This window comes from Bergeyella anatis (assembly GCF_036016955.1).
Lineage (GTDB): Bacteria > Bacteroidota > Bacteroidia > Flavobacteriales > Weeksellaceae > JAYWXI01.
The window spans coordinates 1-12,402 of the sequence record NZ_JAYWXI010000001.1 but is presented as its reverse complement, the minus strand read 5'-3'; the positions used below and the strand labels follow the sequence as shown (position 1 = coordinate 12,402).

Here is a 12,402-nt window from a genome sequence, read left to right as displayed (position 1 = left end):
ATAGTCTAAATATTTTTAAACAAATAAATACCAATATGTACACACCAGTAGCTGCAGACGTAGCAAAACTAAGAAACACGACAGGTGCAGGAATGATGGACTGCAAAAAAGCACTAACCGAAGCCGAAGGCGATTTTGAAAAAGCCATCGAAATCCTTAGAAAAAAAGGACAAAAAGTAGCTGCGAACAGAGCCGATAGAGAATCTACCGAAGGTGCCGTAATCGCAAAAGTAAACGAAGATAAAACCAAAGGGGTGGTTATCGCCCTTAACTGTGAAACCGATTTCGTAGCCAAAAACGAAGATTTCGTAAAATTGGCGCACGATCTTGCCGAGCTTGCACTTGGAAAAACCAAAGAAGAATTCTTGGCGGCCGACTATAAAGGCATCACTGTAGCCGAAAAACTAACCGAACAAACCGGAGTAATCGGTGAAAAAATCGAGGTTGGTTCTTTTGAAACAATCGAAGGAGCGTTCTTGGGAGCTTACATCCACGCCGGAAACAAAATTGCAGCTATCACAGCGCTTTCGTCTAACGTAGACGGTGCCGAAGAAGCCGCAAAATCCGTATCCATGCAGGTAGCCGCAATGAACCCTATCGCCTTGGACGAAACCAAAGTTTCTCAGGAAACCATCGACAAAGAATTGGAAATCGAGAAAGAACTCCTTATCAAAGAAGGTAAGCCTGAAAACATCATTGAAAACATCCTTAAAGGAAAACTTCAAAGATTCTACAAAGACAACACTTTGGTTCACCAGGCTTTCATTAAAGACGGAAACCAGTCTGTAGCAGACTACGTTAAATCCGTTAATGGAGACCTTAAAGTTACCGACTTTATCCGAGTGGCTCTTGCTTAATAACCGCTAGAGCACCAATCAACTTAAAAAACTCCGCCCTTTCCAGGGTGGAGTTTTTTTTTCGGCTATTGCTTTATTATCAGTACCTTTGAGGCATTCTAAAATCTAAAGAAATTGAAAAAAATATTCGCTTTTGTTTTAGTTTTATGTTCTTTGGTCTTTCGTGCCCAATTGGATACGGAGCACTGGTTTGCGCCGATGGGCAGCAACTACCCCTCAAATTCTAATAATAACTTTCAGGCCGTTTACCTTTCCACACCAGAACCTTCTCCGTTCGATGTGCAGATCTACAACCACAATATCTTAGTGGCCACCGTTACCCTTAGCAAAGACCATCCTGCCATCTACGAAATCCCCCGAAACCTGATTATTACGGAAAGTGCCGAAGAAAAAATGACCGTTTCCACCAAAGGGCTGCATTTGGTGGGCCCCAAACGCTTCTTTGCCAATCTCCGTTTTTCCGTCAGAAATCACGCCGAATTCGTCACATCCAAAGGCATAGCCGCTCTCGGAACGTCTTTTTTTGCTGCCATGCCCAAACTCTCCCCCGGTAACTCCAACTACATGCTGGGAATTATTGCCACCGAAGACCAAACCACCATCCAACTCTCAGGCTACGACCAACAACTTGTTTTCGTAAACGAGCAGACCCTTCCCGCCACCACAACCATTACCCTGAACCGCGGACAGTCCTATATTTTTGAAGCCAACAACGATAAAGGCAATAATGCTTCAACCAACGGATTAATCGGAGTCAAAATCACCAGTAACAAACCCATAAGCCTCACCAACGGAGTGTTCAGCGGGCAAATTACCTCCAGAGGTTTCGATATTTTCATGGACCAGTCGGTACCCACCAATCGGGTCGGAACCGAGTATGTTATTGTGAACGGAAACGCCGCCCTGCCCTCCGAAATGGAAAAAACATTGGTTATCGCCACCGAAGACCAAACCGAAGTTTACCTTAATGGACAGACCACCCCGTTTACCGTCTTGAACGAAGGCGAATTTGCATTCATCGGCAGTGAACATTACCTTCTCCCCAGCGGATCGAGCAGCCTGTACAACCTCTACGTCCGTTCGACTAAAAACATTGTGGTCTATCAAATTTTAGCCGGTAGCAGCGAGATTCCCGAAGCCTCGGGAGGATTCAATTTCATCCCTCAGCTCAGTTGTTTTCTTCCCAATACCATCGACCAACTGGGAAACATTGACGAAAACCGAAGCTACTCCACCGGCGGATTAAACCAAACCCACACCACAAAAATGAATATTATCGCCCAAAAAGGCGCCAAAGTTTCCCTTTTTCAGAACAATGCACTCCGAACCGACGGTTTCGGCCCCTACCCCGTGGAAGGAACGGACGTTTGGGAAACTTACACCTACCTGAATGTTTCGGGCAATATCACCGTAAAAGCCGACAAACCCGTTACAGCCGGCATCGTAGGAGGAAGCCAAAATGTAGGTTACGGCGGTTTTTTTGCCGGTTTTTCTTCGGTTCCCGTCATTACCAAAACGGGCGATTGTTATCACGGCGTTCTCCTTCAGGTGGACGACTCTTACGACAATTACCAATGGTATAAAGACGACATTCTACTCAGCGGCGAAAACCGTTACTTCCTCCGTCCCGAGGATTACGGCAGTGGAATCTACTCCGTTAGAATCACCAAATACGGTTGCGACAGCAAAACGACAGAAGCTTATGTCTACACCTCTTGCTCTCCCATCACCGAAGCCCATTACAACCAAGGAACTTGTAACTCTTTAGAGTTCCTGCCGGTCTTTAGCGCCTCCGCTCAGTCGCCCGTTCCCGAAAAAACCAAAATCATTGTGGCTCCGCGTTACGGAATCGTCTCCCTCGGTTCAAATGGCAGCATTCTGTACACGCCCGATGAAAATTTATCCGCCGATACCACCGATACTTTTGTTTACTCCATCGAAGGCAACGGCTCTCCGGCCGACTCGGAATTCTTCAGAGTTTTTGTCCATTTGAAAACCCTCGCCGCCAAAGCAGCGGCTCTAAACGCCTGCGAAAACGCTGATGGTAAGGCCATTTTCGATTTAACCTCTGCCGAAGTAACTTCGGATACCTCCGCAAGCATCGCATACTACACCGATCAAACCGCAACCCAAGCCATTGGTAATCCGTCAGCCTACCCAAGCCCCTCCGGGACGGTTTATGCCCGAATAACCTCAACGTTGGGCTGTTCGGTTACTGTTCCTGTCCAACTTACGGCTTACCCAATGCCCCAAGTGGATACTTCCGGCTTCGATGGAAGCATTTGCGATGACGATTTCGACGGAAAAGCCACCGTCCGATTTTCCGACATCACCCCGAGCATCGTCCCTAACGCCAATGCTTTCCAAGTAAATTATTACGATGCCCTTAACCCCTCCGTGAAATTGGACGACCTTTTTGAATTCTCCAAACCCACCGAAATCATCGTCGAAGTGATCAGCCCCAACGGATGTCCTCCCGCCCAAACCCAATTCGCCCTAACGCTAAAGGAAAGAATCCCCCTCAAAAACGTTGAGCCTATAACGCTTTGCGACAATAACCGAAGCGGACAAATCCATATCCGACTCGGGGATTACGTCGAAAATTTCCACGACCATCTCCTCCCGACGTTCTACGCCTCGTTAGACCACGCCCAAAAGAAAATAAACCCCATCCCCGAAGATCAAACCCTTACGGGAAACCAATCCTTCTTCCTCCGTTTTGAAAGCAACGACTATTGCCCCCAAATCGGCGTTCTGTCGTTCATCTTAAAACAACCCAATCCCTCATCCTCATTAAAAAATACCACCATCTGCCCTCAAAGCCTAACCTCTCTCGACGCCGGGGATGGCTTCGACGCTTACCTCTGGAGCAACGGAAGCACAGAGCCCGTCCTTCATAACGTACCGGTAGGAAACTATTACGTTGATCTCTTCTCCAACGGATGCGTCTTCCGACAATACGTGGACGTCCTGCCCGCCGAAACCCCTAAAATCAGCCACGTGGATGTGGACGGACAGTCCGTAACCCTCCACCCTCAAGGCGGAACGCCGCCCTACCTCTTTTCCATCAACGGAAAAGACTGGAGCGAAACCCCCGTATTCCATCAAGTGCAACGGGGAACCCACACCGCCTTCCTAAAAGACACCAATAACTGCCTAATCGCAGAAAAAGAATTCATTATCCTTAACCTCATCAACGTTATCACACCCAACGGCGATGGAAAAAACGACCGCCTCGATTACGCCGATCTCAAAATCAAAAAAGACGTCTCCATCCAAATCTTCGACCGGTTCGGAAAACTCATCGCCCAAATCAAAAACAACCCCCTCTATTGGGACGGAACCAGCGCCGGAAGACCCGTCCCTACAGACACCTACTGGTACCTCATCCAATGGACCGAACCCGAAACCCTCGAACAAAAAAAATTCTCCGGATGGGTCCTCGTGAAAAACCGGTAAAAACCCAAATAAATCCCCTATTTTTACAAAAAATAATCCATGCGAAATCTTTATAGCCTCCTATTCCTCTGTCTTACCTCCTGGATTTATTGCCAACTGGACACCGAGCATTGGTTTGCTCCCATGTACATGACCTCCAGCAACGGAAAAGACGAAATAAGGCTTTACCTCTCCACAAACGAAGCCAATCCTTTTTACGTCAAGATTGAAAACAACAACCAAATTTTGGATTCGGTGCAAATCCAAAAAGGCCAACCGAAAGCCGTCGTATTGCCGTTCAACAAAATGGTAAGCACCGAAGAAAGCACTTCCCCTTCCACCCTAGGGTTGCACGTTTTCGGAGAAAAAAAGTTTTTTGCCAATCTCCGCTTCTCCCAAGTCAACCACGCCGAAATCATCACAAGTAAGGGGCGCGCCGGGCTGGGACAACACTTCTTTGTCGCTTACGCTCCTTTTGCTACGTAGCTCTCACCACTAAATTACACCGTCGGTATCATTGCCACCGAAGACCATACCCAAGTGAAGCTCTTCGGCCAAGAAATATCCCTCAACCGTGGAGAATCTTACCTCCTCGGCGGCGCCCCTATGGACAACAGCCGAATCGGAAGCGAAATTATCGCCAACAAACCCATCGCCGTAACCAACGGAAACTACAACGGCCAATATGTGGACACCTTCTCCGGCTCCGACATTCTCATGGATCAGAACATCCCCGTCGAAAGGCTCGGCCGAGAGTTTATCCTGATGAGCGGAAACGGCGATATTGATAGCGGAATGGAATCAGCCCTTCTCATCGCCACCGAAAACAATACCCAAATTTTCTTTAACGACGCCCCTTCCCCTTACGCCACATTAAACAAAGGCGAATACCTTCTACTGCCCTCCTCTGCATTTATCGTAAAAAATAATACCCCCACCATTGCCTACATTCGCGCTTCCGCCAACATTTCGGTTTTTCAGCTTTTGTCGGGTTCGGGATCCTTGGCGGCCGGAGGCTTCAACTACATCCCCCCGCTGAATTGCTACCTCCCCAAAATCATTGACGAAATTGCCTTCATTGACGAAAACCCCGGCTATATTATCCTTAACAGAACCGAACAGTACATCACCCACCACCACACCAAACTTAACATCATTTCGCAAAAAGGAGCCACCGTCAACATGAGCATCAACGGAAATCCGCCCACCCTCCTTAACGGAGTGTACGGCCCCTACAACGTTCCGGGAAGCGAAGAATGGGTTACTTTTTCCGTTCCCAATATTTCGGGAACCGTAACCATCACCTCCAACCGCGCCGTAACCGCCGGCATTGCGGCAGGAAGCGAACATATCGGCTACGGAGGTTATTTTGCCGGAGCTTCGTCCATGCCCATCATTACCAAAACGGGCGAATGCCTGCCCGGCATCACCTTGGAAGTCGATGACACTTTTGAAGCCTACCAATGGCAAAAATTAAACCCCGAAACCAATACCTTCGAGGATCTCCCCTCAGCCAACACCTATCGCTATACGCCTACCCAAGTCGGAGAATTCCGCTGCGTATTGGGAACAAGTAGTTGCGGAAAAATTAATTCGCCCGCCTTTAAGGTGCTTTCCTGTACCACCAACTCCTCCACCCAATACGCCCTCTGCAGCCCTCTCACGATAACCCCAACGTTCACCCAATCCGGACAATCGCCCAATGCATCCTCCTTTAAAGTCATTGAATCGCCTCTTCGAGGAAGCCTATCGTTTGATCAGGGACGGATAACTTATACCCCCAATGCCGATGCTCCTCCGGGGACAAGCGACCGCTTTAGCTATTACCTTGAGGGCGAGGATCGCTATCCCGATTCTGAAATCTTCGTGGTGAATCTTGCACTGGAAAACATCGCCTTGAAAAATGCAACTCTGAAGTCTTGCCTCACCGGCGATACGGCTATCTTTAATCTTTTGGAGGCCGAAATCAATAGCGATTCTTCTCTTTCCGTGGACTATTTTGAAAACTTAGAAGATGCCCAAACCAAAAACTTGGAAAAAAAGATAAAAACCCCCGAACGTTACACCACCTCGTTGGCGAAAGTATATGCCTTGGCCCAAAAAGGAACATTTTGCCATTCGATTGCCGAAATCACGCTCGAAAAATACCTCTCGCCCCAAGCCGATGCTTCCGGCTTCGATGGAAGCTTTTGCGATGACGATTTCGACGGAAAAGCCACCGTCCGATTTTCCGACATCACCCCGAGCATCGTCCCTAACGCCAATGCCTTCCAAGTAAATTATTACGATGCCCTTAACCCCTCCGTGAAATTGGACGACCTTTTCGAATTCTCCAAACCCACCGAAATCATCGTCGAAGTGATCAGCCCCAACGGATGTCCTCCCGCCCAAACCCGATTCACCCTAACATTCAAGGAAAGGCTACCGCTCAAAAACGTTGAGCCTATAACGCTTTGCGACAATAACCGAAGCGGACAAATCCATATCCGACTCGGGGATTACGCCGAAAATTTCCACGACCATCTCCTCCCGACGTTCTACGCCTCGTTAGACCACGCCCAAAAGAAAATAAACCCCATCCCCGAAGACCAACCCCTGACGGGAAACCAATCCTTCTTCCTCCGTTTTGAAAGCAACGACTATTGTCCCCAAATCGGCGTTCTGTCGTTCATCTTAAAACAACCCAATCCCTCATCCTCATTAAAAAATACCACCATCTGCCCTCAAAGCCTAACCTCTCTCGACGCCGGGGATGGCTTCGACGCTTACCTCTGGAGCAACGGAAGCACAGAGCCCGTCCTTCATAACGTACCGGTAGGAAACTATTACGTTGATCTCTTCTCCAACGGATGCGTCTTCCGACAATACGTGGACGTCCTGCCCGCCGAAACCCCTAAAATCAGCCACGTGGATGTGGACGGACAGTCCGTAACCCTCCACCCTCAAGGCGGAACGCCGCCCTACCTCTTTTCCATCAACGGAAAAGACTGGAGCGAAAACCCCGTATTCCATCAAGTGCAACGGGGAACCCACACCGCCTTCCTAAAAGACGCCAATCAATGCCTAATCGCAGAAAAAGAATTCATTATCCTTAACCTCATCAACGTTATCACGCCCAACGGCGATGGAAAAAACGACCGCCTCGATTACGCCGATCTCAAAATCAAAAAAGACGTCTCCATCCAAATCTTCGACCGGTTCGGAAAACTCATCGCCCAAATCAAAAACAACCCCCTCCATTGGGACGGAACCAGCGCCGGAAGACCCGTCCCTACAGACACCTACTGGTACCTCATCCAATGGACCGAACCCGAAACCCTCGAACAAAAAAAATTCTCCGGATGGGTCCTCGTGAAAAACCGGTAAACGCCAAGCGTCATATTTAAGTTATTTTAGCAAAAACGGGTTACTTTTTAATATAACTTTAACCTTATCCGGCGATCCAAAAGGCTCGGATTGGAAAGAAATAATAGTACTTTTGTAACGCGTTATGAGGAAGATTCTTTTTTTACTGCTCATTGTTTCGCTCTCGAAACTTCAGGCCCAAACCTTCAGCGGCCAGGTTTTTATGCGCGAAAATGCCTCCCTGTATCTCAATCAGGTGTACGTGACCAACCTCACCGAGCAGAAAACCGTCCTTTCCAACTACAACGGCGAGTTTCAAATTAACGCCAAGGCGGGCGACGTCATCCGTTTTACCTCCATCATCAGCGAGCGAAAGGACATCCAACTCACCAACGCACTGCTCGGCACCAAGATGAACCTCATCGAGCTGAAACCCGGCTACTACGAAATAAAAGAAGTTATTATCGGATGGAAGCCCAGCGGAAACCTCAAAAAAGACGTGCTCTCCCTGAAACATCACGAAAAAGAAATGAAAATTGCCGCCATCATCGGTCTTCCCCAGCCCAAAAGCCATCCCCAACCAACGGCTGGTCCCTTGGCTGCCTTCCAAGGCGGAGGCCTCTCTTTCAGCCTGAGCAGCTTATACGACATGATCTCCGGCGAACACAAGAAAAAACAACGCCTCTACGAATACGAGCGGATGCAACGCAATGTTACCGCCATGAAAGAATACTTCGGGGAAGCCTATTTCACCAATATCAAAATCCCCAAAAACATGATTGACAACTTTTTGCAATTCGTGTATGCCTCCGACAATATCGCCCTGCTTATCGAAAACCAAAACATCGAAGCCACGGCCGTCTATATCGAAAAATACCTCCCCATCTACCAAAAACGCCTGCGTCACTCCAATTTGACCCAAATCGCCAACTAATTGACTTTTTTGCCTTACCTTTGCGGCCTGAAAATTTGAAGCAATGGGAAAGAAAAACAAATTGGCTCGCTTTGCAGAAAACAAACTGCTTCCTAACGTCATCCAACCCACCAGAGACGAGGCGCTTGAGGGCTTTCACCTGAAAGGGCAATGGCGAAGGGATCATTTCAAAAACGACCATCCCATCGTTCTGGAATTAGGCTGTGGCAAAGGCGAATACAGCGTGGGACTGGCCCAAGCCTTTCCCGATAAAAACTTCATCGGTGTGGATATTAAAGGTGCTCGCTTTTGGTTCGGTGCCAAGCAGGCTCTAAACGAAAACCTGAACAACGTGGCTTTCCTGCGCACGCAAATTGAACTGATCGATTGTTTCTTCGAGCCCAACGAGGTGGACGAAATATGGATTACCTTCCCCGATCCGCAAATCAAATACCGCCGAACCAAACACCGCATGACGCATCCCGATTTTCTGGAACGCTACCGCCGTATCCTAAAGCCCGGCGGCGTCATCCACCTGAAAACCGATTCGGAATTTTTGCACGGCTACACGCTGGGGTTGCTTCAAGGGCTGGGGCACGAAATCCTTACCGCCCATCACGACATCTACGGTGCCGCCGAATACCAACCCGACACCCCGCTGCTGAAAGACATCCGAACCTATTACGAAGAACTCTTCTCTTCCAAAGGTAAAACCATTACCTACATCAAGTTTCGGCTGAAATAAAACAACCCCCGTTCATCGTACGATGAACGGGGGTTCCTTTTGGAGTAAAACCGCGATTTACTTCACAATGAATTTGCCCTTAATGCTGTGCTGAGCCCCTTGAATCACCAAGAAATAAGCCCCCGGCGTTAAAGACGACACGGCAATCTGTTTTTGAGTATGGCTAAGGCTTCCCGAAAGCACCTGCTGCCCCGACATCCCGATAATTTGGAAGGTGTTTTCCCCTTTCATCACCTCGGGAAGATCGATATTCAGGACTTCCGACGTAGGGTTCGGGTAATTCCTAAGGTCGATTTTTTCCACCTCCCCGGTTCCCAAACTCACATCGCAAGAACCGATTTGAGTGTATTCTGCCGACGCCCCCGTGGTATGGAACAAATAGAAACATCCCATCTCAAACTTTAATGCCTGCATAAACCCATTGGCAAAATTATCCGCATGGTACATGTCTATCGCCAAAACCCTCCCGTCATAAAGCGAACGCACCGTTGACCCCTTGGTATGCCCTATAATCACCCGTTGCACCCCAAACTTTTGCAATATAGCCTCCACCTGCTCCTGCGTAAGCGCATTTCTGGCCATCCCCCGGTACCAATAGATTCCGTTGCTTCCGTTCACCGTGGCGCAGGCGCCTCGGCATTCCTGCCAGTTCATCCGCGTACGCCCCATATCATTCAGCTGCTGGTAAGAGGTAAACACATTAGCCACCTGAGGACTAATCCCGGCATGCATCACCGCATAATCCCCTAATTTAATAATGATGTTTTTGGTTCTCAGCCAGCGCCCTATTTCCGAATTAGGCCCGTACAAATCCAGCATGCGATGCCCCATCAGCTGCGAATTGGTAAAATACTTCCCTTCGATATAACGCCAATCGTCCACCATATTCATCATCTCATGATTACCGATAATCAGGTGAACTTTGCCCCCTTGGGCCGCAGCCTCGGTCTCCAGCTTATACAGCAACCAAAGGGATTCGGTCACATTCACCCCCCGATCGAACAAGTCCCCCGAGATCACCAAATGCCCATTTCCATAAATCCAATTAAAATTTTCATCCATAACCCCCTCGCCCAACAAAACCATGCTAAGCGATTCGATATGATTGTCAAAATCCGAAATCACCAAGAACTTGGACGGCGTCTCCGAAAAAACCGAAGGCTCCACCTGAAGATCAGGCTTTAGCGAAAACGTGAAACTCTTGCCGCCCCACTCGGGCATACGGCAGGTAAAGGCCACCCCCTCCGCCGAGTCGTACGTCCGGGTAACCAGCCCCTCGGGCGTTACCTCCTTCACCACCACCTTATCGTTCTCATAAAAGATGTAAGGCCCGTCCTGACTGTAGCGGTAGGTCGGCGTAAAAAAACAATCGAACGCCAAATCCGTATCTTTCGGTGTAGTGTTATGCACCGAAATTGCCAACTGATTTTCCCCGTCCACAAAGTAAGATTTATCCAACGTATAGGTAATAAACTCGTTTTGCAAGAGGTCGTTAATCTTTTGGTAAGCCGTGGAGGTATGGGTAATTTCGCCAAAGGGCATCAGCTCCGTACGAAGCACTTCTTTGCCATTGATGTAAAGCACCGCCGCATCATCATGCTTTAGATGGATAAAAATTTTATCCAAAGCCTCCACCGCCTCCACGTGCACTTTTTTCCTAAAGTAATAGGCCGCTTGCCCCGTTGTTAATACAGTGGCTTCGTCCTTTTGACCAAACCCCATCTTGCCGGACCCCGACGCCCAAGAGGCGTCGTCAAACGCCGCCAACGTCCATTCCTTTACCGGCGCCAACTCGCCGTCGTAATACTTCCATTCGCTGCCTTGGGAGAAGAACAAGCCCTCCGCTTTTTCGGTACCGTCCCCCGCCTGCCCTGCGAGAGCCCTTTGTAGCGTTCGGGTGTCTTGCACGGGTGCTGCCGCACTGCCCAAAGCAACGCACAGCGCCAAAGATGTAATAATAGACCTCATGTGTAAGTAATTTGATTAGGTTTTCCGCCGACAAAACTATAACAATCCCTCCTCCTCCGCTTAAAGGCAACATTATATTTTCTTTAAGCTAACGTTAATACCGCTCCTCTCCCCACCCCAAACCTCCGCAAGTTTTACCCAAAACCTCCGCAGGTTTTACACCAAACGCCCGCAGGTTTCTAAAGAAACCTGCGGGCGTTTTTTTTAAGCCTTATAAATTAGGAGCGGTTCATTTTACTTTTTCGAACCCTGCCGCCTTCATACTGTTCAGGATGCGTTTACCGGGGCGATAGTTTACGCCTACCGATTTAATAAGACTTTGGGTAAAATCTTTCTCTGTGGCTGCCCCACCGCTGCTTAAGGTAGGGTAAAGCGTTCCCAACTTCTCCAAACGAACGATTTTGCTATCCGCCAAAGCGTTTTGGATGACGTTTTCCAAAGCAATAATAACCGCCTTGATATCGGCTTCACTAAGGGCCGAGAATTTTTCGATTTGTTTGGTAAGGTCGTCAATACCGATTTCTCCGTCGGTAATGGCGTTGGCGTACCACTTTTTCTCGCCGCCGCCGGTTACACCGGGCTGACCTCTTTCGATGACTTTGAATTTAACTGCCATAGTATTTGGTTTTTTATTGGTTTTAGAAAATGATTTTAGAACTTTTTTTAACGGGGCTTTGTCTGCCAACGCTCTTGGGAAGGGCATTGGCAGGGGGGCGCTCCGTTTGGTTTTTGGGGTGGCCTTTTTGGGGAGGCCCCCAGGGTCTCCCCCTGCAACCCCCTGGGGTTGCGGGCAGCCCCTCCCCAAGCCCTTAGGCGGCGGGCCGGCGGCAAACAGATGTGAACGCTCACCTAATCCTGAAGACAGCGGAGCGAGTGCCCCCAGCTGCGATCGCTGCTATTGTGCGGGCTGCTCCCGATATCCCTAAAGCCCAAGTGCCAAGCGGAGGACGAAAGATGAGGTGAAGATGACCAATACCAACCGCTATCGGTTCCCGGAGCAGGATACCAACCCGTAGTACGTTCCCAGTCCCCAGCATAGGTGAGCTTTAAAGGGCTTGCAAACCAACCTGCCGCATTCTTAGAGGTAAGCAAATTCTGGTAAGCCTCCCATTCTACTCGGGTAGGCACGTGATAAC

8 protein-coding genes and 1 pseudogene are annotated in these 12,402 nt (G+C 48.9%); 6 read left to right on the top strand and 3 right to left on the bottom strand.

The features are described 5' to 3' along the window. Positions 1-35 precede the first annotated feature (35 nt). From tsf to trmB, 6 genes are all read left to right on the top strand, one after another. Positions 36-857, top strand: coding sequence for a translation elongation factor Ts (tsf, locus tag VQ048_RS00045; protein WP_327609642.1), 822 nt, complete (start codon positions 36-38; stop codon positions 855-857). A 114-nt stretch (positions 858-971) separates the two neighbouring features. Next, on the top strand, positions 972-4,316 hold the full coding sequence (locus VQ048_RS00040; RefSeq protein WP_327609641.1) for an FIDD domain-containing protein: 3,345 nt from the start codon (positions 972-974) through the stop codon (positions 4,314-4,316). 39 nt (positions 4,317-4,355) lie between these two features. After that, positions 4,356-4,781 carry a hypothetical protein gene (locus tag VQ048_RS00035; RefSeq protein ID WP_327609640.1) on the top strand — a complete coding sequence of 142 codons (426 nt, stop codon included), beginning with the start codon at positions 4,356-4,358 and terminating at the stop codon, positions 4,779-4,781. 27 nt (positions 4,782-4,808) lie between these two features. After that, positions 4,809-7,661 (top strand): T9SS type B sorting domain-containing protein, encoded by a 2,853-nt coding sequence (locus VQ048_RS00030; RefSeq protein WP_327609913.1) that lies wholly within the window; start codon positions 4,809-4,811, stop codon positions 7,659-7,661. A gap of 124 nt (positions 7,662-7,785) precedes the next feature. Then, positions 7,786-8,574, top strand: a complete 789-nt coding sequence (locus VQ048_RS00025; RefSeq protein ID WP_327609639.1) for a hypothetical protein — start codon at positions 7,786-7,788, stop codon at positions 8,572-8,574. Positions 8,575-8,617: 43 nt separating this feature from the next. Further along, entirely contained in the window at positions 8,618-9,298 is a 681-nt protein-coding gene (gene trmB / locus VQ048_RS00020; protein ID WP_327609638.1) for a tRNA (guanosine(46)-N7)-methyltransferase TrmB, read from the top strand. A 57-nt stretch (positions 9,299-9,355) separates the two neighbouring features. On the opposite strand, the gene VQ048_RS00015 is transcribed toward trmB, so the two are convergent. From VQ048_RS00015 to VQ048_RS00005, 3 genes and pseudogenes are all read right to left on the bottom strand, one after another. Next, positions 9,356-11,266: a T9SS type A sorting domain-containing protein gene (locus tag VQ048_RS00015; RefSeq protein ID WP_327609637.1), complete on the bottom strand. Its 1,911-nt coding sequence runs from the start codon at positions 11,264-11,266 to the stop codon at positions 9,356-9,358. Between the two features lie 229 nt (positions 11,267-11,495). Continuing rightward, positions 11,496-11,882: an HU family DNA-binding protein gene (locus tag VQ048_RS00010; RefSeq protein WP_327609636.1), complete on the bottom strand. Its 387-nt coding sequence runs from the start codon at positions 11,880-11,882 to the stop codon at positions 11,496-11,498. A 233-nt stretch (positions 11,883-12,115) separates the two neighbouring features. Beyond that, positions 12,116-12,402, bottom strand: a pseudogene (locus VQ048_RS00005) (hypothetical protein); the annotation flags it as partial.